Genomic DNA, 26,593 nt, shown 5'->3' on the forward strand with positions numbered 1-26,593 from the left:
CGGGTCGACAGGCGGGGGCGGGTCGACAGGCACCGGCGGGTCGACGGGCGGGGGCGGGTCGACGGGCACCGGCGGGTCGACGGGCACCGGCGGGTCGACGGGCGGGGGCGGCGCGCGGACCAATGGCGGCGCACCGGGTAGCGGCGGGTCGACGGGCGATGGTGGTGCGCCGGCGCGTCGCGGTGGACCGGCCGCCGATGGTGCCGCAGGACGGCCCGGATCGGCCGGCGGCGTCTGGTCGAGCCCGCCCGCGGGCCGGCCGGCGTCGGGCGGCACCCCGGGACCGCGCGGGCGGGGCGTCGATGGCTGACCGGCGGAGCCAGCTGGTCACCCGGGTCAGGAGCATGCTGGGCGAGGCCCTCGGCGCCACCCGAACCCGGCTGTCCAGCGCGCAGGCCGAGCTGACCACGGCCCGGGAGCGGCTGGCGAAGGTCCGGCGAGCCGCGTCGGTCGTACCGGAGCGGGTGGGCGCGCAGCGCGACCGGCGGCTGGCCGAGATCGACGATCGGCACGCCGCGCGGATCGCGGAGCTGGCCCGGCGGGCGGCGGACGCGGCGCAGCGGGAGGCCCCCGGGGCGGCCTCCACGGACTGGACGCGGTGGCGACCGACCCCGACCCGGCGGGCCGAGCCGCCGGGCGCGCTGCGCATCGGCACGGTACGCATCCCCGGTGCCGAACCGGTGCCGGCGCTGGTGCCGCTGCTCGACGCCGGCCACGTCGAGCTGACCGGGGACGACCGGGAGGGCTGCGACGCGGTGGTGTCGGCGCTGCTGCTGCGCGGCGTCGGGCGCGCCGATCCGGGTGCCGTACGGCTGGTCGGCTACGACCCCGAGCACCTGGGCGGCGGCCTGGCCGGTTTCGCCCCCCTCGGCACGGCCGGGCTGCTCACCTTCGTCGGCCCGGGCGGGCTGGCCCGGCTCCTCGACGACCTGGTGGAGCAGATCCGCCGGATCAACGAGACGGTGCTGGCCGGGGAGTACGTCTCGCTGCGCGAGCTGGCCGCCGCCACCGGTCGCCGGCCCGAGCCGTGGCGGGTGGCGGTGCTGCTGGGCGGGGACGAGCTGTCGCGGCACGAGCGCGGGCAGCTCGACCGGGTGGTCCGCACCGGGGCGGCCTGCGGCGTGCACCTGGTGGTGCGGGGCGTGTCGCTGCCCGAGGATCCCACCGTGACCCGGGTGGGCGCGTACGCCGACGGCGCCCGGATCGGCGGGCCGAACGGCCTGCCCGTACGCCTCGATCCGCCGCCCCCGCCGGTCCTGGTCACCGAGACCTGCCGGGAGGTGGCGGCGCGGGTCAACGCCGGCCCCGCCCCGACCCCGTTCACCGACCTGCTGCCGCCGGTGGAGCAGATGTGGCGGGAGGATTCGGCGACCGGGCTGACCGCCCCGATCGGCGAGGGCCCGCACGGCCGGCCGGTGCTGCTCACCCTGGGCGACTACCCGCCGCACGCGTTGATCGGCGGCCCGTCCGGCACCGGCAAGACGAACCTGATCTTCGCCTGGATCGGCGCGCTGGCGGCCCGCTACTCCCCCGCCGAGCTGGAGTTCTATCTGCTGGACTTCAAGGAGGGGGTGTCCTTCGCGCGGTTCGCCAAGGGCCGGCGGGACCCGAGCTGGCTGCCGCACATGCGGCTCGTCGGGATCAACGTCAACACCGACCGGGAGTTCGGCCTGGCGTTGCTGCGCTTCCTCGCCGAGGAGCTGCGGCGGCGGGCCGACGCCGCGAAGAAGCACGAGGTCACCAAGCTCGCGGAGCTGCGCGCGGTCGATCCCACGGGGCACTGGCCGCGGATCGTCGCGGTGGTCGACGAATTCCAGATGCTGCTGGCCGGGCGGGACGTGGTCGCCCGGGAGGCCGCCGACCTGCTGGAGGACCTGGCCCGGCGCGGCCGGTCCCAGGGCATCCACCTGGTGCTGGCCTCGCAGGACGTACGCGGCATCGAGGCGCTGTGGGGCCGGCCGGCCCTGGTCGCGCAGTTCACGTTGCGCATCGCGCTGCCGAAGGCGCTGCGGATCCTCGCCGAGCGCAACGACGCCGCCCAGTCCCTGCCGCGCCACCACGCGGTGGTCAACGCGGAGTCCGGCATGGCGGAGGGCAACCAGGTGGCCCGGATCCCGTCGGCCAGCGACTGGGAGACGTGGAGCGAGTTGCAGCACCGGCTGTGGCGGATGCGCCCGCAGGATGCCGCGCCGGCCCGGCTCTTCGACGGCGACGCGATCCCCCGCCTCGCCGACGCGCCGGACTTCCGGGCGCTGGCCGCGCCGGAGACGGGGCACCCGCGTACGCCGGTCGCGCTGCTCGGCGAGATCATCGACGTGCAGTCCCGCTCGGCGGCGTTGCGGCTGCCCCGGGCTCCCGGCCGCAACCTGGCGGTGCTCGGCACCCGGGTGGACGAGGCGTGCGCGGTGCTCGACGCGGCGGCCCGCTCCCTGGCCCGCCAGCACCGCCCCGGCACGGCCCGGTTCTCGATCGCCTGCCTCGACCCGGACGCCGACCCGGCCGCCCGGTCCCTCTACGAGGATCTCGCCGACGACGCCGCCTGGTACGACGAGGAGACGGTAGGCGAGCTGATGGCCGAGACCGCCGAGGGGCTCGGTGCGCCGGGCATGCCGCACTACCTGCTGCTGTTCGCCGTCGACGCGGCGTCCGGGGCGTTGGCCACGCGGATCGGCCGGCGTACCGGGCTGGAGGAGCTGCGCCGGATCCTGTACGACGGGCCGGAGCGGCGCACCCACGTGCTGGCCTGGTGGCGCGGCGTCGCCCGAATGCGGGCCGACCTGGGCGGGCCGGCGGCCCGGACGGACCAGATCGGCGCCTGGGTGGCGCTGGACGCGCACGGCGGCGAGCTGGGTTCGTCGCTGTATCCGGGCACCGGTGGCCCGGACTGGTATCCCCGGCCATGGCGGGGGCTGTTCTTCGACCGGGCGGTGCACCGCACCGGCCAGGTGATCATTCCCTACGGGCCGGCGCGATGAACGAACCGGTGACCAGTGAGTCGTACGCGGCCCAGATCCGTCGGCTGGCCGAGCTGAGCGCGCGGGTGCGGGTCCAGCGGGCCGAGGCGCACACCTGGCACGCCCAGCAGTGCGCGGCGGCCGAGCGGGCCGTCGCCGAGGCGGAGGCCGAGCTGCGGCGCGCGGAGCGGGAGCTGGTGGACGCGCGCGAGGAGCAGGAACGGGTGGACGCCGAGGTCGCCGACCTGTGGCAACTGCTGCGCGGCCGGCTCGGCGGCGCGGGTCGCCGGGCGGGCGGGCCACCGGCGCCGGTGCCCGGCGCGACGGGCGACCCGGCTCCGCTGCTGGCCGGCGTGCGGGACCTGCTCAACCGCACCCGCCAGCCGGGTGACCTGCCCGGCTCGGTCAACCCGCTGCTGGCGTTGTGCGGGGTGGCGGGTGCGGTGCTCGCGTACGCCCTCGGTGGCGCGGCCCGGGCGGCGGGCGAGCGGTACGGCGGCGAGCTCGGCGTCGGGCTGCCGGTGCTGGCCCTGGTGGTGACGCTGCTGGGTCCGCTGGTCGGTCTGGTGCCGGCGAAGGTCCTCGCCGACCGTCGGCACGCCGTGCTCGGCCCCCGGCCGATGACCGTCGTGCTCGTCGCCGGGCTGGTGACCACGGTCGCGCTGCTCGTCGCCGGCCGCTGACCCACCGTTGCCCGATCAGCCGGAAGGTTGCCGCAGCGCGTCGTCGATCCGGCCGCCCGCCGTTCGTGTAGGTGGAGGAAGGCCGGGTCTCGCCGGCCATTCGACGAGAGGGAGTGTGCGATGCGGAACTTCGTGCTCAACGTGATCCAGCCCGACGGGGACACCCCGCCCCCGCCGGAGTTCCTCGAGCCGATCATGCGGGACGTCGAGGCCGTCAACCAGGAGATGCGCCGCAACGGCGTCTGGGTCTTCGGCGCCGGGCTGGAGCTGGCGCACACCGCCCGGGTGGTCCGGGTCCGCGACGACGAGACGCTCCTGACGGACGGCCCGTTCGCCGAGGGCAAGGAGCACGTCGGCGGGTTCACCGTGATCGCGGTGCCGGATCTCGACGCGGCGTTGGGCTGGGCGGAGAAGCTGTCCCGGGCGACCACCCTGCCGATCGAGGTCCGTCCGGCGGCCGCCATCGACCCTGCCTGAGCCGGACCTCTCCACGGCACGTGCCGGAGCCGTGCGGGGCGACCTCGCGGTGGCGACCGCGCCGCCGGACGGCCCGCGCCGCAGGACGGGCCGTGCCGCACGTGGCACGGCCCGGCCGCTCGTACGGGCACCACGCACCGCCCCGGCCGGGTCAGGCGGGGACCAGCACCGCCTCGCGCAGCAGGCGGCGGGCCAGGGTGATCCGGTCGGCGTCGTCGTCCAGGCCCGGCAGGTCGCCGACCCGGACGGACCCGCCGCCGAGCAGGGCTTCGACGGCCGGCGCGCAGGACGCGGGCAGGGTGATCGTGCGGTCGAACAGCACCAGCGCGATCTTCTCGCCCCGTGGGGTGAGCCGCCAGCGCAGGCCGGGTCGCGGGGCGAGCCGGGTGTCGGCGTCCAGCGCCGCCAGCGCGGCGGCCTGGGCCAGGGGTCGGATGGGCGCGGGCCGGGCGGCCGGCCAGGCGCGCTGCCGCAGCCGGGCGGCGACGGCTGCGGGGTCGGCCCGCAGCAGCCAGTCCCGCAGCGCCTCCACGGTCTCGGTCAGCTCCGGCTCGATCGCGTCCGGGTCGGCGACGTCGGTGCCGAACGGCAGCGTGGCGCGCAGCCGCGGGTCCTCGGCGGCGAGGGCGAGCAGCTCCTCGACCAGGGCGTAGCGGGTCAGCGCCCGCACGCCGACGGTCAGGTGCAGCGAGCTGGACTCCTGGGCCTGCGCGCTGTGCAGCCAGCCGCGCGGCAGGTAGAGCGCGTCGCCGGGGGCGAGCACGACGTCCAGCGCGGCGGGCCCGTCGGCGGTGGCGGCGACCTCGTCGGCCCGGCCGCCCCACGGCTGCTTCTCCAGCGGGTCCGGCAGCACCGGCGGGTGGATCCGCCAGTGCTTGCGGCCGTCGACCTGAAGGACGAAGACGTCGTGGGTGTCGTAGTGGGTGGCGAAACCCTGGCTGCCGGCGGGGGTCAGGTAGGCGTTGACCTGCAACGGCTGCCCGACGGCGGTGCCGAGTTCGCGGGTGAAGTCGGTCAGGGCCGGCCAGGTGCGGTGCAGACCCTGCAGGACGAGGGTGGCGCCGCCGGCGTACAGCTCCAGCACCCGCTCGTCGAGGACCTGGTCGGCGATCTCGGCGCCGGCGCCGCCGCCGCCGGTGAAGCGGGCCGCCGGCACGAGCTGGCCGTCCTTGGCGATGCGCAGGAACGGCGTACGCAGGCCGCGGCGGCTGAGCAGCTCGTCGGCGTCGGCGGGACTGAGCAGGTCGGTGAAGCCGGCCCGGTTGGGCAGTTCGTCGGCGCGGGAGAGCAGCGGGGTGCGTCCCCAGTGGGCGGCGGCGAACTTCGCCGGCTCGACCGACACGCAGCGGGCGAGCGCGGCCGAGGCCTCGGACGGGACCGCCGGGCGGCCGTCGCCGCCCGGCGGGTCGATGTCGGTCACGGCGGTCCGTCAGGCGCTGCCGTCGGCGCCACCGTCGTGCTGGCCCGGCGTGGCACCGCCGTCGGCGGGACCCTCCGCGCTGCCGTCGGCGCCGCCGTCGTGCTGGCCCGGGGTCGCACCGCCGTCGGCGGGACCCTCCGCGCCCTGGTCGGCGCCCTGGTCGGCGCCACGCTCGGCACCGCGGTCGGCGCCGCCGTCGGCGCCACCGTCCTGCTGGCCCGGGGTCGCGCCGCCGTCGGCCGGGCCCTCGGGGCCGCCACCGGCGCTGGTCTGCATGTCGTCGTCGTTGAGTGCCATCGGTGCTCCCTAGGGATGTGCCGCCCCGCCGTTGCGCCGGGGTCCGTCGTGCAGCGGGTGGTACCCCACACGCGATCTTCTCTAACCACACCGTAGACGGCCTTTCCGGTTCACACCGGCGGTTCGCCGCGCCCGGTCAGGGCCGCCAGCAGGCACGTCGCGGCGCGCGGTGCGGGTCGGACGCCGACGGCGCCGGGGGTTCGCGCCGCCCGGCGCGGCGGCGCCGACGGTGACAGGATGGTGCTGCCCGAGCAGGAGGTGGCGATGACCGAGCCGACCGGGCCGCGCCCGCTGGAACCGGTGACCGAGCAGTGGCAGCGCGCGCTGGCGATCGTGGCGCACCCCGACGACCTGGAGTTCGGCGCCGCCGCCGCGGTCGCCCGCTGGACGGCGCAGGGCAGACAGGTCGTCTACTGCCTCGTCACCAGCGGCGAGGCCGGCATCGACGCGATGCCCCCGCCGCGGGCGAGGGAGGTCCGGGAGCGGGAGCAACGCGAGTCCGCCGCCCTGGTCGGGGTGGAGACCGTGGAGTTCCTCGGCCTGCCCGACGGCGTCCTGGAGTACGACGTGCCGCTGCGTCGCGCCCTGGCCGGGGTCGTCCGCCGGCACCGCCCCGAGATCGTGATCACCAACAACTTCCGGGACACCTGGGACGGTGCGTACGCCCTCAACCAGGCCGACCACATCGCCACCGGCCGGGCGGTGCTGGACGCCGTCCGCGACGCCGGCAACCGGTGGGTGTTCCCGGAGCAGCTCGCCGACGGGATCGAGCCGTGGAACGGGGTGCGCCAGGTCTGGGCCGCCGCCTCGCCGCTGGCCGCGCACGGGGTGGACGTCACCGGCACCTTCGCGCGGGGCGTGGCCTCGCTGCGGGCGCACGACGCGTACCTGAGCGGGCTGGGCGACGGCAGCTTCGACCCCGAGGAGTTCCTCGAAGGGCTCTGCCGCCCCGTCGGCGCCCGGCTGGGCGTCCGCCACGGCACCGCCTTCGAGGTCTTCCACTTCGATCTCTGGTAGGGACGGCGGATGATCCTGCTCGGCACCTCGGGATGGCAGTACCGCGACTGGCGGGGCCGCTTCTATCCGGCCGGGCTGCCGCAGCGGCTCTGGCTGGAGCACTTCGCCGCCCGGTTCGCCACGGTGGAGGTCAACAACGCCTTCTACCGGCTGCCCGAGCGCGACACCTTCGCGGCCTGGCGGGCCCGTACCCCCGACGACTTCTGCGTGGCGGTGAAGATGAGCCGCTACCTCACCCACGTCAAGCGCCTGCGCGACCCCGCCGAGCCGGTGGCCCGCTTCCTGGGCCGGGCCACCGCGCTCGGCGACCGGCTCGGCCCCGTGCTGGTGCAACTGCCGCCGAACCTGCCCGCCGACCCGGCGGCGCTGGACGCCACGCTGCGGCTCTTCCCCGCCGAGGTGCGGGTCGCGGTCGAGCCGCGGCATCCGTCGTGGTGGACGGACGCCACCCGTACCGTCCTGGAGCGGCGGCGGGCGGCGCTGGTCTGGGCGGACCGGCTCGGCCGGCCCGTCGCGCCCCGCTGGCGCACCGCCGACTTCGGCTACCTGCGGCTGCACGAGGGACGGGCAGACCCGTGGCCCCGCTACGGCCGCACGTCGCTCGCCTCCTGGGTGCACCGGCTGGCCGACGCGTTCGGCGACGACGAGCCCGCGTACGTCTACTTCAACAACGACCCGGGCGGCGCCGCCATCGTCGACGCGACCGCCTTCGCCGCGCTCGCCCGCCGGGCCGGCCGGTCGGTCAGCCGTGTGCCCGGGACGCCGGCGGCCCCCGACGACCGGGGCGAAGTGACGCCGAGCGGGCCGGCGTGAACGGCGCGCGGCCCGCTCCGCCGGGGGCGGAGCGGACCGTCGCGGACGTGCGGTGCGTCAGGGAAGGATGTTGGCCATGTCCCGGGGCATCGTGGCCTTCACGTCCTCCCACTCGCCCTGGGTCACGTGGCGGCGCAGGGTGTCCAGCACCACCTGCACCACGCGCTCCGGGCCGCCCTCGACGTCGTACGGGAAGCCCTGCCGGACCTCCAGCAGGAAGTCGTCCCGGTTGAGCTTGATCGGCACGTCCGACGGCTTCCAGCCGTCGAAGTAGATCCCGCGCACCAGCACCGGCAACTGCGCGGCGAACTGCACGCTCTCCTGCACCGGCATCCGGTCGCGCAGCAGGTGCAGCACCGTGCGTAGCGCGCAGTAGGACTGGTTGCGTTGCTCCTTGGGCCAGCCGTAGGCCTGCTCGATGTCCTTGAGGATGATGTTGGTCTTGTCCATCGAGGACTCGAACGCGGAATGCAGCTGCTCAGCCATCTGTCCACCCCCGTACGTCGGTCTCCCACCGTCGGTCGTCGTCACGTCGCGGCGGCCCCACCGGGCCGCGCGGCTGCCGGGTCGGACCGACCCGGGCGGGGCGCGGCGCCCACCGGGCGTCGGGGGACGACCCGACGACGTGCAGCACGGGGCCGCGTCGTCGACCCGGGACCACCCGAACCGTCATCTCCACCCACCTCCGTGGTGTCGCCTGCCGCGGCCACGGTCGGCCGCACACGTCACCCATGCTGCGCGGCGTCGGGGTGAGCGGCCCTCACCCCGACGGGGTGAACCGCCCGGCTCACTCCGCGTCGAGCAGCCCGGCGAGGGTCGCGGCGTTGGTCTGCGCGTAGTCCCGGTAGCAATTGTTGAGGAGGACGTGGGTCTGCCCGGCGGAGTCGGCCAGCTCGCGCAGCTTCGGCGCCCACTCGCGCAGCTCCCGGTCGGCGTAGCGGTAGCCGAACTTCTCGTGGATGTCCTTGCTGGTCCACTTGTCGCTGTGCCCGTGGAAGCGGACCACCGCGAGGTCCGCGGTGGCGGCCAGCACCGGGGGCACCGACGAGCGGTGCCCCTGCGGCATGTCCACGCAGACGTACGCCAGCCGGTGCTCGCGCAGGAAGGCGAGGGTCTCGTCGGCGTTGTCGCCGTCGAACCAGGAGGCGTGCCGGAACTCGTAGACCGGGCGCAGCGGGGCGCAGCGCTTCGCCACCTCGAGGAGGTACTGCTTGTTGTCCCGCTTGATGGTGAACCAGGGTGGGAACTGGAACAGCAGCGCGCCGAGCTTGCCCGCCTCGACCAGCGGGTCCAGCGCGGCGAGGAAGCGCGTCCACACCTCCTCGTACGCCTGCGGCGGCAGGTCGTCCGGATAGAGGTTCTTCTTCCCCGTGTCCGGCCGGAGATCCTTGTAGAGCGCGCCGACCCGGGTCGGATGCCCGGTCAGCAGGCTGAACGCCTTGACGTTGAAGGTGAAGCTGGCCGGGGTGCGCTCGGCCCACAGCCTCGCCGTCCGCTCGGCGGGCGGCGAGTAGTAGGTGGCGTCGACCTCGACCAGCGGGAACTGGCGGGCGTAGTACGCCAGCCGCTTCTCCGGGGTGTCAGCGGTCTGCGGGTACCAGCCGGACTCCAACAGGGTCCGGTCGGTCCAGGAGGCGGTGCCGACCTTGATCTCACCCATCAGTCGACCTCGCCGCGGTCCGGACCGACCGGCTACCGCTGGCGGGATCAGGCCGCCCGACGTTCCCGGTTCTGCTTGCACTGCACGCAGGTGGTGGCGGAGGGGAAGATCTCCAGCCGCTCCACGGGGATCGCCGAGGTGCAGCCCTCACAGAAGCCGTAGGTTCCCTCCTCCAGCCGGGTGAGGGCGTGCTCGTACTGGGCGCGGCGGTCGAGGATGGTCCGCAGCAGGGACTGCGCGGTGTCCCGTTCCGCCGTCTTGGTGCCGCTGTCGGCCTGGTCGTCACCGGCGGTGTCACCCACCTCCACCAGTCGCAGCACCTGGCTCTGCAGCACCGCCTGCTCGTACTCCGCGGACAACTCGTCGTAGCGGGCCTGCAGGGAGCGCCGGATCTGGTCGATCTCCGCCTGGGATCGGCCCGTACCGATCGTGTCGTGGACGAGCATCGCTGCCTGCCTTTCTGGCCTGGAAGATCCGCCGGGGCACCGGGTAGGTGCGCCCGGCGCCGTGGTGGTCTGCGCGCGGGCGGATCACCCGCGCTCTGTGAGCCGGGCGAATACCCCGGCACGTCGACCGTCAAACCGACGACTTTTCGCCGTGTCACGGCGTCAGGGCGACACCGGGGACTCCACCAGCGCCGGGTGCCGGGGATCGTCGGCGCGGACCACGACGTCGGCGAAGGAGGCCGGTGCGACCTCGTCGGCGTACCGGGCGAAGGCGGGCAGCGTCCACCGCTGCGCGGGGTCGGTACGCCGGTCCAGGGCGGCCGGGGAGAGCACCAGGTGGACCGTGACGTCGAAGGGCAGGCCCCCGCCGAGCAGCAGTGCCCCGCTGACCAGCACGACTCCCCCGGGCGGCAGATCGACGTACGCGGCGCGGCTGGCCCGGTCGGTGGTGGCGTCCCACAGCGAGGGCAGCACCCGCCCCGAGCCGCCGGGCCCGGCGGGGTCGAGCACCTCCCGGCGCAGCCCCGGCTCGTCGACCCAGCCCTCGTAGAACGCGTCGGGGTTGGTCCGGCCGAACTCCAGGCGCACCGACGCGGGGCGGAGGAAGTCGGCGGCGCGTACGTGCAGCACGGGCCGGCCGAGCGCGCGCAGCGGGTCGACCAGCGCGGCGGCGAGTTCGTCCGGGCCGGCCGCCGGGGCGCCGTCGACGGCCACCCGCAGCCGGCCGGGGGCGTCGGTGCCGGCGAGGCGCTCAGTCAGCTCGGCGACGAGCAACTCCGGGGAGATGGGTCGGATCCGCATCCGACCATGGTGCCCCGCCGGCCGCCCCGTACGGGACGCCGAGGCCGCCGCCCGCGCGGCCGGAACGCGCGCGGCCGGAACGCGCGGTGGACGGTGCCCCCGCGGACGGTGCTCGCGCGGTGTGGTGCTCGCGCGGTGGGGCGGTGTCAGCCGTTGCGGTCGATGGTGACGCGGGCGTCGTCGGCGAGCCGGTAGCCGACGCCGTAGACGGTGGTGACCAGCGGGACGTCGACGCCGACCTTGCCGCGCAGCCGGCGGACGTGCACGTCCACGGTGCGCACGCCGGCGTGCTCGTAGCCCCAGACCGCGTTGAGCAGCTGCAACCGGGTGAAGACCCGGCGGGGGTGGGCGACGAGGTGCAGCAGCAGGTCGAACTCCAGCCGGGTCAGGGGCAACGGCTCGCCGTCGCGCAGCACCGACCGGGACGAGGCGAGGATGTGCAGGGTCGGGATGGTGGCGGCGACCGGGCGCGACGGCGTGCGGCCGGCGGGCACCGGGTCGGGGCGGCGTTCGACGGTGGCGGTGATGATGGTGCCCTCGCCGCGCTCCAGCATCTCCCGGGCGGCCTCCAGCAGCCGTCGGGCGGGCGCGGTCAGCGACTCCTCGGATGCCAACGGGATGTTCAGGGTCACCGTGAGCATCGGTGCGGCGGTGTTGGCGGGACGACGCTGGCCCCCCGGCGGTCGTCCGGGAACAGCGGGCTGGGACGTATGCCATCCGGCGCGCGACGAGGCGGGGCTGACCGACATGGTCCTCCTTGGCTGGTCCGGGTATCTCCCCACGGCCCGGGACGCCGCTCCATCGATGCTTCCCGGCGCCCGGGCGAGGGTCAAGGGGCGGCTGCGTTGCATGAATGTGACAATTGACGAACGCATCGGAGCCGGATGCTCGCTCTGCGTACGAAGCCTGATGATTACAGCAGAGCCGCCGGGTTGACCCGATAGGGGGGTGCCCGCCCGGTTCAGGGTGGTCGGCGGGGGTGCGCCGGGAATGGATGAGCGTGGATCGAGTCGGCCGCCCGGAAGGCCGTGGGCACGCGACCGGGGCGCCGCGCGGCGTACCGGCGACGGGACACCGCGGCCCCGGACGCGGCGGCGCGGCGCGCCCGGGATCGGGCACGCCGCGCGGATGGCGCCGTCAGCGACTGCGCTCGATCTCGATCCGGGCCTCGTCGGCGAGGCGGTAGCCCACGCCGTAGACGGTGGTCACCACGGGCATGTCCGGGTCGAGCTTCGCGCGCAGCCGGCGGACGTGCACGTCGACCGTGCGTGCCACGGCGTGCTCGTACCCCCACACCCGGCTGAGCAACTGGAGCCGCGTGAACACCCGGCGGGGCTGCTCCGCCAGGAACAGCAGCAGGTCGTACTCGATGCGGGTCAGCGGGATCACGCGGGAGCCCTGGTGGACCACCCGCGAGCCGGTGGCGATCCGGATCGCCTGGGGGTCCACGACGGCCGGCACCGGTCGGGGCGCCGCCGGCCGGTCCTCCGCGACGCCGGGACCCAGCCGCCCCTCCCCCGACTCGGCGAGTTCGCCGATCAGCTCCAGCAGCCGGGCCAGGCGGGGGCTCACCGGCCCCGGGACGAGGTCGAGGGTGATGGTGACGGTCGGGGCGGAGCGCGGTCGGACCGCTCCGATCCGCTCGGGGCGTGCGGACGAGTGGTGTCGGGTGGGGATGGCGACGACGGACATGGAGCCTCCTGGGCGGCGGTGCCGCCACGCCCGGTGGAGCGTGACGGTCAGGACGGCGCCCGACCGGCGGTCACCGGGGGCGCGGGGGTGGGCGTGGGCTGCGGCGGGGTGGGGCCGAGCACGGGCAGGCCGGCGAGCCGCCAGGCGACGAAGCCGCCGACGACGTCCGTGGCGTGGCGCAGCCCGAGATCCTGGAGGGCGGCGGCGGCCAGCGAGGAGGTGTAGCCCTCCTGGCAGATCACCATCACCCGCAGGTCGTAGCCGACGGCCTGCGGCAGCCGGGCCGGACAGCGGGGGTCGAACCGCCACTCCAGCACGTTGCGCTCGATCACCAGCGAGCCGGGCACGGTGCCGTGGGCGGCCCGCTGGGCGGCCGGGCGGATGTCCACCAGCAGTGCCCCGCCCCGGTGCGCCAGGTGTGCGCGCTCCGGGTCCAGCCGGTCCAGCCGCACCCGGGCGGCGGCCAGGATCTCGTCGATGCCCCGGGAACCCGGCGGCGCCACCGGGGCCGGACACGCGTGCGGGTCGTCGGTCTGCGGCATGGTCGTTCCCTCCACTGGTTGCTGACGGTGCACGTACGACGGGGGGCCGCCGGCGGCGCGGGGCGGGCGGCGCGCAGGGGGTCGCGGGCGACCCGGGCGCGACGGCGCCGCGCTCACCAGGCCACCCCGGCCTCGGCCACCTCGGCGACGCGCAGCCGGCCGTCGGTGAGCCGGTAGCTGGTCATCCGGCGCAGCGCGGGCCGGTAGACGTGGACGCTCACCGCCGGCTCGTCGTCCCGGTTGGACACCAGGTGCACGTGCCGCGGGCCGAAGCGACGCCCGGACCCGGCCGGCAGCCGGTGCGAGCGGAGCTCGCCCCCGCCGACCGTCTCCTCGGTCAGGACCCCGGAGACGACCAGGAACGCGCCGCCGCGGCCACCGTGGTCGTGCAGGTCGGTGCCCTGGCCGGGCAGCCAGCTCAACGCCCACACCTCGTGGTCGGCCTCGTGGGCGAGCCGGGCGTACCAGCGGGAGACCGGGTCGAAGCGCAGCGGCACCGGCCAACGGGCGGGGTCGGCGGCCCACCGCCGGGCGGTGGCGAGCAGTTCGGGTGGGCGTCGGTCGGGCATGGCGGTCCTCGCGGTTCGGCGGTGCGTCGACCAAGCATAGGCTGCAAACCCTATTGGTTTAGTAGGCATTCCCAGGGGCTGGGACGCGTCAGCGGCGGACCGGCGGATCCACCCGGTAGCCGGGGATCGACGGCCAGCGCACCGTCAACACGACCGACTCGCGCTCGGCGTACCAGGAGTGGTCCACGCCCCGCCCCCACACCACGTAGTCGCCGGGCTCGCCGAGCACCACCGTGCGGTCCGGCAACTCGACCCGGAACCGGCCGCTGACCAGCACGAGCAGGGCCGTACGCCGCTCCTGCGTGGCCCATCGGGAGCGCGCCTCCCCCGCCGGATGGACTCCCCACTTCACCTCGACGTCGACGCTGTGCCGGGCGTCGCCCGGCGGCATGAAGTGGCCGAGCAGCCAGCCGGCGTTCGTCGCCCCGTCCACGCCCGCGTTGCCCACGTACACCCTGTCGTCCATCGGCCCCTCCCTCCGTAAAGCCGGCCGAGCAACGTACCAGGGGGGCGTCCGACTAACCTGGACCGGTGAGTGAGGAACTCGACGCGGAGACGCTGGCGTTCGCGCACCGGATGTTCGACCTGGCCCGCGACGGGGCCACCGCCGAACTGGCCGACTACGTCGACGCGGGGCTGCCAGTCGACCTGACCAACGACAAGGGCGACACCCTGCTGATCCTCGCGGCGTACCACGCCCATGCCGAGACCGTCGCCGCGCTGCTCGCCCGAGGCGCCGACCACTCCCGGACCAACGACCGGGGCCAGACGGCGCTGGCCGCCGCCACCTTCCGCAGCAGCGCCGAGGCCGTCCGGGCGCTGCTCGCCGCCGGGGCCGACCCGCACCACGGCAACCCGTCGGCGGTGGAGACCGCCCGCTTCTTCGACCTGCCGGAGATGCTCGCGCTGCTGGCCGCGCCGACCGGCTGACGGCGACGCCCGGCGCATCCGGTCCGCGCCCGGTATACAGGGTCGGTGGAGGATCCGCTGCCCGAACAGATGCGCACCGCCGCCACGGCGCTGCTGGCCACGCTGGACGAACCCGCCCGCGCCCAGGCCGCTCACCGGTTCGACGACGAGGCGGCCCGCCGCTGGCTCGAGTACCGGCCGCGACCCCGGCCCGGGGTCTGCCTGGCCGACCTGGACCGCGCCGGGCGCAAGGCCGCGCACCGGCTGCTGGCCACCGCGCTGAGCCCACCGGCGTACGCCCAGGCGATGGCCATCGTCGCGCTGGAGGAGGTGCTGGACCGGGCGGAGGGATGGCGTCGGGGCCGGCACAGCGGCGACTACTGGGTGGCCGTCTTCGGCGACCCGGCCCGCGACGACGCCTGGGCGTGGCGCCTGGAGGGGCACCACCTCTCGGTGAGCATGACCGTGGTGGCCGACCAGGTCTCCCCCGCGCCGATCTTCCTCGGCGCCAACCCGGCCACCGTCCGGTACGCCGGCCGCCCGGTCTCCCGGCCGCTGGGCGTGGAGGAGGACCTGGCCCGCGCCCTGCTCGACGCGATGGGTCCGGCGGGCCGGTCGGCGGCGATCGTCGCCGACGAGGCACCCGGAGACATCATCAGCGCCACCCGCGCCCGGGTGGACGGGCCACTGGAGCCCCTCGGGGTGCCCGCCGACCGGCTCGGGCCCACCGGGCGGGCCCTGCTGGACCAGCTCGTGGCGCTCTACCTGGACCGGCTCCCACCCGAGCTGGCGGTCCGGGAGGCCCGCCGGCTCGACTCCGGGCAGCTGCACTTCGCCTGGGCCGGCCCGACGGTGCCCGGCCGGCGCCACTACTACCGCGTCCAGGGCGACGACCTGCTCATCGAGTACGACAACACCACCGACGACGGCAACCACGCGCACACCGTCCTGCGCCGCCCGGCCAGCGACTTCGGCGCGGACGTCCTCGCCGCCCACCACGCCGAATCCCACCCCCAATAACCGCCCCCACCCCCGCCAACCACCCACAACCCCGCCCCGCCCCGCCCCGCCTCGTCGATCATGCAGTAGTGGCGCCGCGCAAAAAGGGGCGAAAATTCCTCAACCGGCCACCACAACTGCATGATCGGCGCCGCTGGGGCGGGCGGCTCCGCCGGGGCAGGCGGGGTCGCCGGGGCGGGGCGGCTCCGCCGGGCGGGGCGGGTAGGCGGGGGTCGCCGGGGTGGGGCGGGTGGGCAGGGGTGTGGGGGTCAGGGGCGGTGGTGGGCCAGGTCTACGGTGGAGTCGGAGGCGCTGGAGAGCGCGTCGAAGGTGGTGGGCTCGGCCCGGCGGCCGGCGTCGAAGCGGCGGACCAGCCGGGCGCCCAGCGCGACGCCGACCGCGCCGATGCCCAGGGCCACCAGCTCGGTGAGCAGCAGCACGACGGACGCGCCCCGCTGCGGCGCGTCCGCGCGGACGAGGCAGGAAATCAGGAACAGCGCGGCCATCGCCACGTTCACCAGGTTGAAGGTGACCGCCGTGCGCCGGGTCCGGTCGACCGGCACGTCCCACAGGTCGATCATGCCGGCCACGGCGGTCAGCGCGGCGGCGACCAGGGCGGCCACGGACGTCCAGTAGCCCACCTCACCGAGGAAGGCCGGCCCGCCGAGCACGTCGGTCAGGTCGAACACGGTCGCGCTCACGAAGAGCCCGAACGGGAACGTCACCAGCATCGGTTGGATCGGGTGCCCCTGCACCCGCAGCCGGCTCTGCATGGTTCCTCCCCAGGTAGGCACACGTCACCAGTCCAGGGTGCTACCCGGGCGCCCGTACGCCGAAACGACACGCGGCCCACCGGCCACCCCCGTCACGCAGGTCCCGGTCGTCACGCCGGCCACGAAGGGCCCACGGCGCCACCGCAGCGCCGGGCGGCCGGCGGGGCGGCGGAGGGGTTCAGTTGTCCCGGGGGCGCGACACGGTGGCGACCAGCCGATCGGCCACCTCCCGCAGCGGGATGTCCAGCGACGACGCCGCGCTGCGCAGCACGTCGAGCGCCTCGCCGGCCGCGCAGCCGCGCTGGGTCATGATCACGCCGATCGCCTGCCCGATCACCCCGTCGCCGAGCACCGAGGGCTCCAGCTCCCCCGCCTTGGCCGCCTTGCGCGCCCGGTCGCGGACCGCCGCGAGGAGCAGCCCGGCGTGCTCGGCGAGCAGCATCGCGGTGAGCTGGTGCCCCGGGGTGAGCAGGTCGTCCGCGCCGGCGTACAGGTTGATCGCCCCGATCACCTGTTCGTCGACGTCGACCGGCGCGGAGATCACCCCGTGCACGCCCAACTCCCGGGCCCGCGGCGTCCAGGACGGCCAGCGCTCCTCGCGGTCCAGCCGGTCGGAGAGGATCATCTCCCGCCGCCGGATCGCGTCCATCGCCGGCGAGTCGGGGCCGTGCCGCAGGTCGTCCAGCCCCGCCAGGCGCGCGTCGGAGGCCGCGACCCCGGCCGGTTCGCCGGCGCGCAGCGCCGTGAAGCCGCACCAGCTCACGCCGGCCACCGCCCCGCAGGCGGTACGCACCAGCGCGTCCAGCGCCTCGTCGAAGTCCTCGACCGCGATCAGCGCGGCCGTCAGCTCGCGCAGCAGAGCGGCGGTCTCCAGGACACCGAGCCGCTCCACCGCCGGGTCCCACATCTCCAGGTTCACCGCTCCACAGCCCCCACCGTCCCGGCGCGTGCTCCCGCACGGCCGACCGGCGCCTTCACGTGTTCCATCGTCTGGTCTCTCCCGACTCCTCGGACCCGGCCTACTACCCTCGCAAACCGGGATCGAAACGGCGCAAAAGGGGGCCCCTTCCGGCACCCGAAGGCGTCGGAAGGGGCCCCGGAGCGTCAGCGCGACGCGCCGCTGAGCCGCCGCCCCACCGAGGCGATCAACCGGTCCAGCTCCGAGCCGAACGGGTTGTCGTGCACGAGGTACGTCCACGTCGCGCTCGGCCGCACCAGCTTCGCCGCGTCCGGCTCCCAGTCGTCGGTGAACTCGGTCTCCTCGAAGGTCTCGATCGTCCGCCGCTCGATCTCCGGGATCAGGTTGTTGAACGCCGGCACCGCCGCCCGGTGGAACTCGTCCAGCGGGTCGAGCCGACCCAGCGCGCGCAGGTGCACGCCCTCGCGTACCTCGGAGAGCTCCGCGAGGTGGTCCGTCCAGAGCCGGTCGAGGTGGTAGAGGGCGATCGAGCGGGCGACCCGGGCGAGCAGGTCCTCGTCCATCTCGCCGGCCTTCTCCGGCACCCGGTCCAGCAGCATCAGCGCCGCCACGTCGCTGGTCAGCAGCCGTTCCCGGCGCTCCGCGAGGGCCTTGCGCTGCTGCTCGATGACGACGCTGTAGCGCCAGGTGTTGCGGTGGATCTCGTGGTTGACGCCCTCGGCGACCCGCTGGGCGTGCTCGACGGCGTACTCGACCTGGTCGTCGGTGACCAGGCCGTCGGCGTTCATCCGGGGCGAGGCGGGGACGGCGTCGCCGGCGTGCCGGACGACCAGGTCGTCCTCCAGGCTGACGAAGAAGACCGAACCGCCCGGGTCGCCCTGCCGCCCGGCCCGGCCGCGCAACTGGTCGTCGACGCGCCGGCTGTCGTGCCGGCCGCTGCCGATCACGTAGAGGCCGGCCAGCTCGGCGACCCGGTCCCGGTCGGCCTGGTCGCTGCCGCCGAGGCGGATGTCGACGCCCCGGCCGGCCATCTGGGTGGAGACGGTCACCGCGCCGTACGCGCCGGCCTCGGCGATGATCGTCGCCTCCTCGTCGTCGTTCTTCGCGTTGAGCACCACGCAGGGCACCCCGATGGCGTTCAGGCCGGCCGCCAGCCCCTCGGACTCCTTCACGTCCAGGGTGCCGACCAGCACCGGCCGCCCGCGCTCGTGGTGGCGCTTGATCTCGTCGACCAGCGCCTCCTCCTTCTCGGCCCGGGTGGCGTAGATGCGGTCCGGCTCGTCCTCGCGCACGCACGGGGTGTTCGGCGGGATCACCGCCACCTCGAGGCCGAAGAACTCGCGGAGCTGGTCGCCGACCAGCACCGCGGTCGCCGTCATGCCGCACACCTTGGGGTAGAGCGCGATGTACGCCTGCACGGCGATGGTGCCGAGCACCTCGCCCTCGGCGGTGGCGTCGAGGCCCTCCTTGGCCTCCACGGCCGCCTGGAGCCCGTCCGGCCAGCGGCGACGCTGGGCGACCCGGCCCCGCATCTCGTCGATCAGCTCCACGGAGCCGTCGCGGACGATGTAGTCGACGTCGCGGTGCAGCAGGGCGTGCGCGTGCAGCGCCACGTTCACGGCGGAGAGCTGCGCGACGTGCTCCTCGTCGTACAGGTCGATGCCGAGCTTGGCCTCGACGGCGGCCAGGCCGGCGGCAGTGAAGGCGACGCTGCGGCCGTCCTCGGCCACCGTGTAGTGCTTGCCCTTGCGCAGGCCCCGCACCTGCGCGGCGGCGGCGTGCACCGGGTCCTGCTCGCCGGCGACCGAGCCGGCGAGGACCATCGGCACCCGGGCCTCGTCGATGAGGATCGAATCGGCCTCGTCGACGATCGCCGTGCGCAGCGGCGGCTGCACCCGGTCCTCCACGTCCGTGACGAGCTGGTCGCGCAGGTAGTCGAAGCCGGCCTCGCTGACCGAGACGTAGGTGACGTCGCAGGCGTACGCGTCGCGCCGCTCCTGCGGGGTGGACGCCTCGTTGACCCAGCCGACGCTCAGGCCGAGCAGCTTGTAGACCGGCTCCATCCAGAGGGCGTCGCGCCGGGCCAGGTAGTCGTTGACGGTGAGCACGTGCACCGGGCCGTTGCCCAGCCGGACGTGCCCGTAGGCGGCGATGGTCGCGGTGAGCGTCTTGCCCTCACCGGTGGCCATCTCGGCGACCTTGCCCGAGAGCAGCGCCATCGCGCCCAGCAACTGCACGTCGTACGGCCGCTGGTCGAGGCCGCGGCGGGCGGCCTCGCGGCCGATCGCGCAGATCTCCTCGTAGCCCGTGGCCTTGCCTGCGGCCTCGGTCAACTCGGCGTCGTCGAGCGCCGACAGCTCGTCCTCGCGCGCCTCGACGGCCGGCAGCAGCTTCTCCAGCGGCCCCAGGTCGACCGTCGTCCCCGGGCGCTGGAGGAACCGACGGAACCTGGTCTTCAAGCGTTGCGACACACCCATGAGCGGCAACGGTACGCGACCGGAGCCGGTGTTGGCGGCCCGCCCGGCGCGCCGCCGCGCCGGTGTCGTCGCCGGGCGGGTCGCGGGCGCGGACCGCTCAGCTCACCAGGAGCTGGTGCGTGGCCAGCTCACGGTAGAGCGGGCTGGTCACGGTCAGCTCGTCGTGGGTGCCGGTGGCCGCCACCCGGCCGCCGTCGAGCACCACGATCTGGTCGGCGTCGACGACCGTGGAGAGGCGGTGCGCCACGATCAGCAGGGTGCGCCGGGCGGCCACCGCGTCGATGGCCCGGCGCAGCGCGGCCTCGTTGCGGGCGTCGAGGTTGCTGGTCGGCTCGTCGAGCAGCAGCACCGGCGGGCCGGCCAGCAGGGCGCGGGCGATCGCCAGCCGCTGCCGCTCGCCGCCGGAGAGCAGCACCCCGCCCTCGCCCACCTGCACGTCCAGCCCCTCGGGGGCGCGCTCGGCGAGGTGGCCGAGGTTGACCTCGTCGAGCACCGCGCGCAGCCGGGCCTCGGTGGCCTCCGGCGCGCTGATCAGGAGGTTCTCCCGCAGCGTGCCGGCCAGCACGGGCGCGGACTGCTCGACGTAGCCGATCCGGGCGCGCAGGGCGTCGCGGGGCAGGTCCCGCACGTCGACCCCGTCGATGCGCAGCGCGCCCCCGGTGACCTCGTAGAAGCGCTCGACCAGCGCCAGCAGCGTCGACTTCCCGGCGCCCGACGGGCCGACCAGGGCGGTGCGGGTGCCGGCCGGCACGGTGAAGCTCACCTCGTGCAGCACCGGCGGGCCGCCGGGGTAGCCGAAGCCCACCCGGTCGAACTCGACGGACGCCGGGGCCCCGCCGGTCAGCACCCCGGCCGGCACGGACGCGGGCCGGTCGGCGGCCCCCTCGACCGGCACGGCGAGCATCTCCTCGATGCGTTGGAGCGCGCCCAGCCCGGTCTGCAACTGGGTGTAGGCGTGCACCGCCTGCCCGAGCGGAAGGACCAGGAAGAACAGGAACATGATGAAGGCGACCAGGTCGCCGACGGTGATCGCGCCCGCCGCCACCCGCGCCCCGCCCACCCCGAGGACCAGCAGGAACGCCCCCTGGATGGTGACGCTGCTGGCCGGGCCGACGAACGCCTGCACCCGGGCCACCCGCAGGCCCGCCGCGTACGCCCGCGCGGCGCTGACGCCGATCGCGTCGGCCTCGCGCCGCTCCGCCCGCGCCGCGCGGATCGTCCGGGCGGCGGAGATGGCGCGTTCCACCGCCGAGGTCATCTCGCCGACGCGTTCCTGGGCGGCGCGGGCCAGGCCCCGCACCCGGTGGGCGAAGGCGACGGCGATGGCGATGCCGGCGGCCACCCCGAGCAGGGTCACCCCGAACAGCACCGGGTCGAGCAGGACCATCGCGCCCGCCGCGCCGAGCACCATCACGGCGCCGGTGACGACCTCGAACAGCCCGGAGGTGACCACCGCGCGCAGCAGGGTGGTGTCGGCGCCGACGCGGGAGAGCAGGTCGCCGGTGCGGCGGCGGTCGTACTCGGCGATCGGCAGCCGCAGCAGGTGGCCGGTCAGCCGCCGACGGGTGCCCAGCACGACCCCCTCCGCGGTGCGTTGCAGCAGGTAGTCCCGCACCCCGCCGATCGCCGCGGCCACCAGCACCAGGGCGACCAGCGCCGCGACCAGGCCGGCCACTGATCGGCTGCCGGAGAGCCCGTCCAGCACCGCGCGGGTGAGCAGCGGTTGTGCCAGTGACGCCGCCGCGCCGGCCAGGGACAGCACGCCCACCACGGCGAGGGTGCCGCGGTGGGCGCGCAGGTACGGCAGCAGTGCGGCCAGGCCGACCCGCCGGTCGTCCACGGGGGCGCCCGGAGCTCCGGCGGCGGTCGGCACGGGGTCGTCGGCGGTCGTCACGGGAGCGGCGGCGGTCATGGCTGGCACGGTATCGGGCCGCGCCACCCGCCCGGGGGGCGACGCGGGACCTCAGACGGTCAGCACCACCTGGAGCTCCTGGCGGCGCCGCTCGGCGAGATCGGTCAGCAGGGCCGGGGCCTGCTCGAACGGCACCACCGCCGAGACGAGGTGCTTGCGGATCACGTCCCCGTACGCGCGCAGCAGGTCGATCGTCTCGGCGGAGAGGCGCTCCCGGTCCCAGGTGGGGGCGAGCCCGCGCGGCACCCGGCCGATCTGCGCGCACCGCAGCGACAGTCCGTTGTGGTGGAACTCCTCGCCGAACCGGACCGCGTCCGCGCCGGCCTGGTAGAAGGCCAGGTCGACGACAGTGCCCTGGGGGCGCAGCAGGCGCAGCGCGAGCTGCAACGCCCACGCCTGTCCCCGGCACTGGAACACCACGTCGGCGCCCCGGTCGCCGGGGCCGTGCGCCCAGCGGGTCTTGAGCACCACCGCCGGGTCGTCGGCCTCCGGGTCGAGGGTCTCCAGGCCGAGCGCCTCGGCGACGGCCCGCCGCTGCGGGGTCGGGTCGAGCACCACCACCGAGGCGGCGCCGTGCCGCTTGGCGAACAGGGCGGTGAGCAGGGCCACCACCCCGCTGCCGACGACCGCGGCCCGCCGGCCCCGCACCCCGTCGCCCAGCGACCGCACGTCGGCGCCGTGCAGGTCGGCGGCGGCGTGCAGCACCCCGTTGGCGCAGATCGGCCCCATGTGCGCGACGTAGACGCCGAGCAGCGGGTCGAGGTCCTCGGGCAGCGGCACGAACCGCTCGGCGACCGGGTCGGCGACCCAGCCGGTGCGGTGGCCGTACGTCATCGCGCCGACGGTGCCCACGGCGACGGCGGGCGTACGGCTCTCCACCACGCGGCCGACCTGCATGTAGCCCAGCCGGGTCACCGGGTACGGGGTGCTGGCCGCGCCCGGCTGGAAGAGCCCGAGGTCGGCGTTCCAGGTGACGTTGAGGTAGGGGTTGGTGCCCTTGACGTAGCTGAGTTCGGTGCCCGCGGAGACGCCGCTGAACAGCGTCTCGACGCGGAACGTGCCGTCGGTCAGCTCGGCGGCGTCCTGCTCGACCAGCTCCACCCGGCCCGGGCCGCTGACCACCACGACGTGGTCACGCATCGACGGTCACCCCCGTGGCGAGCGGCGCGGCGACGGGCGTGTCGAGCCGTACGGGCCGGCCGGTGCGGGCGGAGTCGGCGACCGCGAGGGCGAGCCGCTGGGTGCGCAGCGCCTCGGCGTACGGGACGCGGACGTCGTCGCCGACGCCCCGGACCGCGTCGACGAAGGCCCGGTCCACGGCCACCCGGGCGGCCTCGGGGTCGGCGTCGAAGCGGCGTTCCCCGTCGGCGTCGCGCACGACCAGACCGTCCTCGCTGAGCGAGAGGGCCAGCCCGTCGGCGAGGATCTCCAGCCCGGCGCGGTGCTTCCAGCCGAGCACGCAGGCGGCGGTGAGCGTGCCGACCGCGCCGCCGGCGAAGCGCAGCGTCGCGGTGGTCACCGAGTCGATGTCGGCGCCGTCGACGGGCGGCGGGGTGCCGTTGCCGTACGCGGTGACCTCGGTGGCCTCGCCGACCAGGCACCGGACGAGGTCCAGCACGTGGGCGGCCTGCTCGACCACGGGGCCGCCGGAGCGGTCCCGCCGCGACCACCAGGCCACCGGGGGCACCTTGTCCCACCACGCGCCGCTGACCATCCGCACCGGACGGTCGCCGAGCAGTTCCCGGGCCTGCTGCACCACCGGCAGGTACCGCCAGTGGTGCCCGACGCCGGTGAGCAGCCCCCGCCCGGCCACCAGGTCGGCGATCCGCTCGGCGGTCACCAGGTCGACGGCGACCGGCTTCTCGACGAACATCGGCACCCCGGCCGCGACGACCGCCTCCTCGGCCGGCCCGTGGGCGAACGGCGGCACGCAGACGTAGACCGCGTCCGGGCCGGCGGCCAGCAGTTCCCCGACGTCGCCGAAGGTCCGGGCGCCGTGCGCGTCCGCCAGTTCCGCCGCCGCCTCCGGCACCACGTCGGTCACCCCGAGCAGTTCCACGTCCGCGAAGTCGCCCAACACCCGGGCGTGGCGTTGCGCCACCCCACCGGCCCCAACCAGTCCCACCCGGCACGTGCGCATGTAAGAGCCCCTTCGCCACAGTTTCGCGTTCGGCGACTGCACTCCCCCCGCGTGCGCGCAACCAAACGTTCACCAGGGCGGAACCCGGTCACGTCACTGACGTGATCAAGCTGTTAGGCATGCTGCGGTTAGCGCGAGTGCGGTAGTGGGAAAAACAGGGAAGGTTTTTCCGCCACGATCTGGGGGTGCCTGTGCGGAACACGGAAACGATGGTGTCACCGGTGGTGGAGGCGTGGGCCACCTATCGCACCACGTCGGCGGGTGACTGGCCGGCGCGGCGGTTGATCCGCGCCAAGGGGGACAGCAGGGTCAGCGTGGTCCTGCCGGCCCACAACGAGGAGGCCACGGTCGGCGCGATCGTGTCGACGATCCGCGAGCACCTGATGGAGCGGGTGGCCCTGGTCGACGAGCTCATCGTGGTGGACTCCCGGTCCACCGACCGCACCGCCAGCGTGGCCCGCGCCGCGGGCGCGGAGGTGGTCAGCCAGGACGCGATGACCCGGGGCCTGCCCCGGCTGACCGGCAAGGGCGACGCGCTCTGGGCGGGGCTGGCCGCGGCCGAGGGCGACGTGGTGGCGTTCGTCGACGCCGACCTGCGCGAGTTCCGCCCGCACTTCGTGACCGGGCTGATCGGTCCCCTGCTGACCGATCCCTCGGTGGACTTCGTGAAGGGCTTCTACCACCGCCCGCTGGTCGGTGCGTCGAGCGTGGAGGCCGACGGCGGCGGGCGGGTGACGGAGCTGATGGCCCGGCCGATGCTGAACCTGTTCTGGCCCGAACTGGCGGGCTTCGTGCAGCCCCTCGCCGGTGAGTACGCCGGCCGCCGGGAGGTGCTGGAGCGGGTGCCGTTCGTCTCCGGCTACGGGGTCGAGACGGCGATGCTCATCGACCTGCTGGAGCTGGTCGGGTTGGACGCGCTGGCCCAGGTGGACCTGGGCGAGCGCAAGCACCGCCACCAGGACACCGCCGCCCTGGGCCGGATGTCGGCCCAGATCATGCTCACCGCCTGGTCGCGGTTGCAGCGGCGCGGCTGGGCGGCACCGGGCGCGCTGCCCGCCGCCCTGCTGACCCAGTTCCGGCGCGGCGGCTCCGACGCCCTGCCGAACCTGGACCGGGAGATCGTCGTCAGCGACGTCTCCGTCGAGGAGCGGCCGCCCCTGGCCGAGCTGCGGCACCGGATCCCCCGCCGACGGGTCGCCGCGGCGTGACCACGCGACCCCCCGTGACCGTGAACGACCGGGCGCGGACGGCCCAGGCCCCCGCCGAGGGAAGGAATCCCGCATGAGCCTCACCGTCCTGATGAACGCCGGTCCGTGGCTGTCCGTGCCGCCGCCCGGCTACGGCGGCATCGAGAACGTGATCGCGACGCTGGTGCCGGAGCTGCGCCGTCTCGGCGTACGGGTGGTGCTCGCGTCGGTCGACAGCAGCACCCTGCCGGTCGACGAGAAGTTCTCCGTCTTCCCCGACGGGCAGTTCCACGCCCTGCAACGGCCGTACAACCAGGTCTGCGGCATCTCCCAGGCGCACCTGAACGGGGTGGTGCGCGCGTTGCACTCGCGCGACGACATCGACCTGGTGCACGACCACGTGGAGGCGGTCGGCCTGGCGACGCTCGCCGCGATGGGCCCGGACGCCCCGCCCGCCCTGCACACGCTGCACTGGGACCTGGCCAAGCATCCGGCGCTCTACGGCAACCTCGACGGCGGCGACCGGGTCCGGGTCAACGGGGTCTCCGCCTCGCAGCTGGCCCGCGCACCCCGGGCGTTGCGGGAGCACTCGGTGGGCCATGTGCACCTGTCCACCCCGCTCGCCGTCGACGCGGACCGGCGGCCCCGGGCGGAGAAGGGCGACTACCTGATCATCCTGGGCCGGATCAACCCGGGCAAGGGCCAGGACGTGGGCGCGCGCCTCGCCCAGCGGGTGGGGGTGCCGCTGGTGCTCGCCGGGCCCGTCGGCCCGTACCACCGGCCGGAGGACCTGGCCGCCGCCGGGGACGAGGCCCGGCAGAACCCGGACGTCCGGTTCTTCTACGACGAGGTGGCGCCGCACGTCGACGGTGACCTGGTCCGCTGGGTGGGCACCGTGGCCGGGCAGGAACGCGACGACCTGCTGGCCGGCGCCCGGGCCTCGCTGTTCCCGCTGCGCTGGGAGGAGCCGGGCGGCACGGCGGTGGTCGAGTCGCTGGCCCTGGGCACGCCGGTGGTGGCCACCGCCCGGGGCTGCCTGCCCGAGCTGATCGAGCACGGCCGTACCGGCCTGCTCACCACCGACGAGGAGGAGCTGGGCGACCTGCTGCTGGCCGCGAGCCTGCTGGATCCGGACGAGTGCCGGCGCGAGGCCGCCGTCCGCTTCACCCCCACGGTGATGGCCGAGAAGTACGTGGGCCTCTACGAGCGGGTCCGCCAGCTCGCCGCCGCCCCGCGCCTGCAACCGGCCTGACCGGCGATCCGCACCCCGGGGCCGGCCCGCCGTCACGGTGGGCCGGCCCCGGTCGCGTGCCGGCGCCCGGTTGGGGCGATCCCCCGGTGGTGGGGTTTGCCGGTGGGAGCAGCGGGAAGGCGCGATCCACTCAGCGTTCTCGCACAGTGAGGAGACGGCGGTGACCGGTCCCATGGCGCGCTCCCGCGCCCGGCACAACCCGGCCGACGGCAGGGCTCCCGTCCGGCGGGCCGCCACCGCCGTGGCGGTGGTCTTCCTCCTGGTCGGCGTGCTCGGCTTCGTGCCGGGCATCACCAGCAACTTCGGCGACCTGCGGTTCGCCGGGCACGACTCCGAATCCAAGCTGCTCGGCCTGTTCCAGGTCTCGGTGCTGCACAACATCGTTCACCTGCTCTTCGGGGTGGCCGGGCTGCTGCTGGCCCGCACCGTCACGGGCGCGCGGACGTACCTGGTCGGCGGCGGCGCGATCTACCTGGTGCTCTGGCTCTACGGCCTGGTGATCGACCACGACAGCGCGGCCAACTTCATCCCGGTCAACAACGCCGACAACTGGCTGCACCTGTTCCTGGGCCTGGGCATGATCGCGCTCGGCATCCTGACCACGCGGGACCGGACCCGCCGGTGACGCATCGTGACCGGCCGGGGCGGCGCCGC

27 protein-coding genes are annotated in these 26,593 nt (G+C 75.3%); 10 read left to right on the forward strand and 17 right to left on the reverse strand.

Features of this window, described 5'->3' with window-relative positions; translation table 11 throughout:
• The first annotated feature begins 302 nt into the window (after nt 1-302).
• From EV374_RS20960 to EV374_RS20970, 3 genes are all read left to right on the forward strand, one after another.
• The gene (locus EV374_RS20960; protein WP_132237921.1) at nt 303-2,975 is read left to right on the forward strand and encodes an FtsK/SpoIIIE domain-containing protein; all 2,673 of its coding nucleotides are present in this window, start codon (nt 303-305) and stop codon (nt 2,973-2,975) included.
• A complete protein-coding gene (locus EV374_RS20965; protein ID WP_132237923.1) occupies nt 2,972-3,637 on the forward strand; it encodes a hypothetical protein in 666 nt (221 codons plus the stop codon). Before EV374_RS20960 ends, EV374_RS20965 begins: the two co-directional genes overlap by 4 nt.
• A gap of 120 nt (nt 3,638-3,757) precedes the next feature.
• Entirely contained in the window at nt 3,758-4,114 is a 357-nt protein-coding gene (locus tag EV374_RS20970) for a YciI family protein (protein WP_132237925.1), read from the forward strand.
• A 151-nt stretch (nt 4,115-4,265) separates the two neighbouring features.
• On the opposite strand, the gene EV374_RS20975 is transcribed toward EV374_RS20970, so the two are convergent.
• Nucleotides 4,266-5,534, reverse strand: a complete 1,269-nt coding sequence (locus tag EV374_RS20975) for a JmjC domain-containing protein (protein ID WP_132237927.1) — start codon at nt 5,532-5,534, stop codon at nt 4,266-4,268.
• A 9-nt stretch (nt 5,535-5,543) separates the two neighbouring features.
• Nucleotides 5,544-5,831 (reverse strand): hypothetical protein, encoded by a 288-nt coding sequence (locus EV374_RS20980; RefSeq protein WP_132237929.1) that lies wholly within the window; start codon nt 5,829-5,831, stop codon nt 5,544-5,546.
• Nucleotides 5,832-6,068: 237 nt separating this feature from the next.
• On the opposite strand from EV374_RS20980, the gene EV374_RS20985 reads away from it, so the two are divergent.
• Both EV374_RS20985 and EV374_RS20990 read left to right on the forward strand, forming a co-directional pair.
• Nucleotides 6,069-6,848, forward strand: coding sequence for a PIG-L deacetylase family protein (locus EV374_RS20985; RefSeq protein WP_486485879.1), 780 nt, complete (start codon nt 6,069-6,071; stop codon nt 6,846-6,848).
• Nucleotides 6,849-6,857: 9 nt separating this feature from the next.
• Nucleotides 6,858-7,661: a DUF72 domain-containing protein gene (locus tag EV374_RS20990; protein ID WP_132237931.1), complete on the forward strand. Its 804-nt coding sequence runs from the start codon at nt 6,858-6,860 to the stop codon at nt 7,659-7,661.
• Nucleotides 7,662-7,718: 57 nt separating this feature from the next.
• On the opposite strand, the gene EV374_RS20995 is transcribed toward EV374_RS20990, so the two are convergent.
• The 9 genes from EV374_RS20995 to EV374_RS21040 form a co-directional block, all read right to left on the reverse strand.
• A complete protein-coding gene (locus EV374_RS20995; RefSeq protein WP_132237933.1) occupies nt 7,719-8,147 on the reverse strand; it encodes a DUF2267 domain-containing protein in 429 nt (142 codons plus the stop codon).
• A 301-nt stretch (nt 8,148-8,448) separates the two neighbouring features.
• Nucleotides 8,449-9,321, reverse strand: coding sequence for a DUF72 domain-containing protein (locus EV374_RS21005; protein ID WP_132237937.1), 873 nt, complete (start codon nt 9,319-9,321; stop codon nt 8,449-8,451).
• 47 nt (nt 9,322-9,368) lie between these two features.
• Nucleotides 9,369-9,767 (reverse strand): TraR/DksA family transcriptional regulator, encoded by a 399-nt coding sequence (locus EV374_RS21010; protein ID WP_089000644.1) that lies wholly within the window; start codon nt 9,765-9,767, stop codon nt 9,369-9,371.
• A 162-nt stretch (nt 9,768-9,929) separates the two neighbouring features.
• Complete coding sequence (locus EV374_RS21015) at nt 9,930-10,568, reverse strand: nucleoside/nucleotide kinase family protein (RefSeq protein WP_132237939.1); 639 nt, start codon at nt 10,566-10,568, stop codon at nt 9,930-9,932.
• 146 nt (nt 10,569-10,714) lie between these two features.
• Nucleotides 10,715-11,317 carry a winged helix-turn-helix domain-containing protein gene (locus EV374_RS21020; RefSeq protein WP_132237941.1) on the reverse strand — a complete coding sequence of 201 codons (603 nt, stop codon included), beginning with the start codon at nt 11,315-11,317 and terminating at the stop codon, nt 10,715-10,717.
• 388 nt (nt 11,318-11,705) lie between these two features.
• Complete coding sequence (locus tag EV374_RS21025; protein WP_132237943.1) at nt 11,706-12,260, reverse strand: winged helix-turn-helix domain-containing protein; 555 nt, start codon at nt 12,258-12,260, stop codon at nt 11,706-11,708.
• Between the two features lie 47 nt (nt 12,261-12,307).
• Entirely contained in the window at nt 12,308-12,802 is a 495-nt protein-coding gene (locus EV374_RS21030) for a rhodanese-like domain-containing protein (RefSeq protein ID WP_132237945.1), read from the reverse strand.
• Between the two features lie 113 nt (nt 12,803-12,915).
• On the reverse strand, nt 12,916-13,371 hold the full coding sequence (locus EV374_RS21035; RefSeq protein ID WP_132237947.1) for a cysteine dioxygenase: 456 nt from the start codon (nt 13,369-13,371) through the stop codon (nt 12,916-12,918).
• An 88-nt stretch (nt 13,372-13,459) separates the two neighbouring features.
• On the reverse strand, nt 13,460-13,837 hold the full coding sequence (locus EV374_RS21040) for a cupin domain-containing protein (protein ID WP_132237948.1): 378 nt from the start codon (nt 13,835-13,837) through the stop codon (nt 13,460-13,462).
• A 65-nt stretch (nt 13,838-13,902) separates the two neighbouring features.
• On the opposite strand from EV374_RS21040, the gene EV374_RS21045 reads away from it, so the two are divergent.
• Together EV374_RS21045 and EV374_RS21050 are read left to right on the forward strand one after the other, a co-directional pair.
• The gene (locus tag EV374_RS21045; RefSeq protein WP_132237950.1) at nt 13,903-14,301 is read left to right on the forward strand and encodes an ankyrin repeat domain-containing protein; all 399 of its coding nucleotides are present in this window, start codon (nt 13,903-13,905) and stop codon (nt 14,299-14,301) included.
• A 45-nt stretch (nt 14,302-14,346) separates the two neighbouring features.
• Entirely contained in the window at nt 14,347-15,300 is a 954-nt protein-coding gene (locus EV374_RS21050; RefSeq protein WP_207914421.1) for a DUF3500 domain-containing protein, read from the forward strand.
• A gap of 248 nt (nt 15,301-15,548) precedes the next feature.
• On the opposite strand, the gene EV374_RS21055 is transcribed toward EV374_RS21050, so the two are convergent.
• The 6 genes from EV374_RS21055 to EV374_RS21080 form a co-directional block, all read right to left on the reverse strand.
• On the reverse strand, nt 15,549-16,052 hold the full coding sequence (locus EV374_RS21055; protein WP_132237952.1) for a DUF2231 domain-containing protein: 504 nt from the start codon (nt 16,050-16,052) through the stop codon (nt 15,549-15,551).
• A gap of 178 nt (nt 16,053-16,230) precedes the next feature.
• Entirely contained in the window at nt 16,231-16,971 is a 741-nt protein-coding gene (locus EV374_RS21060; RefSeq protein ID WP_132237954.1) for a GAF and ANTAR domain-containing protein, read from the reverse strand.
• Between the two features lie 185 nt (nt 16,972-17,156).
• Nucleotides 17,157-19,448 carry an accessory Sec system translocase SecA2 gene (gene secA2 / locus EV374_RS21065; RefSeq protein WP_132237956.1) on the reverse strand — a complete coding sequence of 764 codons (2,292 nt, stop codon included), beginning with the start codon at nt 19,446-19,448 and terminating at the stop codon, nt 17,157-17,159.
• Nucleotides 19,449-19,545: 97 nt separating this feature from the next.
• Entirely contained in the window at nt 19,546-21,360 is a 1,815-nt protein-coding gene (locus tag EV374_RS21070; RefSeq protein WP_132237958.1) for an ABC transporter ATP-binding protein, read from the reverse strand.
• A gap of 51 nt (nt 21,361-21,411) precedes the next feature.
• Nucleotides 21,412-22,500 (reverse strand): zinc-dependent alcohol dehydrogenase, encoded by a 1,089-nt coding sequence (locus tag EV374_RS21075; RefSeq protein WP_132237960.1) that lies wholly within the window; start codon nt 22,498-22,500, stop codon nt 21,412-21,414.
• Nucleotides 22,493-23,500: a Gfo/Idh/MocA family protein gene (locus EV374_RS21080; RefSeq protein WP_132237962.1), complete on the reverse strand. Its 1,008-nt coding sequence runs from the start codon at nt 23,498-23,500 to the stop codon at nt 22,493-22,495. The genes EV374_RS21075 and EV374_RS21080 overlap by 8 nt, the downstream gene beginning before the upstream one ends.
• Before the next feature lie 209 nt (nt 23,501-23,709).
• Between EV374_RS21080 and EV374_RS21085 the strand changes: the two genes are divergently transcribed.
• The 3 genes from EV374_RS21085 to EV374_RS21095 all read left to right on the forward strand — a co-directional run bounded on the left by EV374_RS21085 (nt 23,710) and on the right by EV374_RS21095 (nt 26,564).
• Nucleotides 23,710-24,708: a glucosyl-3-phosphoglycerate synthase gene (locus EV374_RS21085; protein ID WP_207914435.1), complete on the forward strand. Its 999-nt coding sequence runs from the start codon at nt 23,710-23,712 to the stop codon at nt 24,706-24,708.
• A gap of 73 nt (nt 24,709-24,781) precedes the next feature.
• Nucleotides 24,782-25,939, forward strand: a complete 1,158-nt coding sequence (locus EV374_RS21090) for a glycosyltransferase (RefSeq protein WP_132237964.1) — start codon at nt 24,782-24,784, stop codon at nt 25,937-25,939.
• Between the two features lie 172 nt (nt 25,940-26,111).
• Nucleotides 26,112-26,564 (forward strand): DUF4383 domain-containing protein, encoded by a 453-nt coding sequence (locus tag EV374_RS21095; protein ID WP_132238116.1) that lies wholly within the window; start codon nt 26,112-26,114, stop codon nt 26,562-26,564.
• Nucleotides 26,565-26,593 lie beyond the last annotated feature (29 nt).

It is taken from the genome of Micromonospora sp. CNZ303, assembly GCF_004345505.1.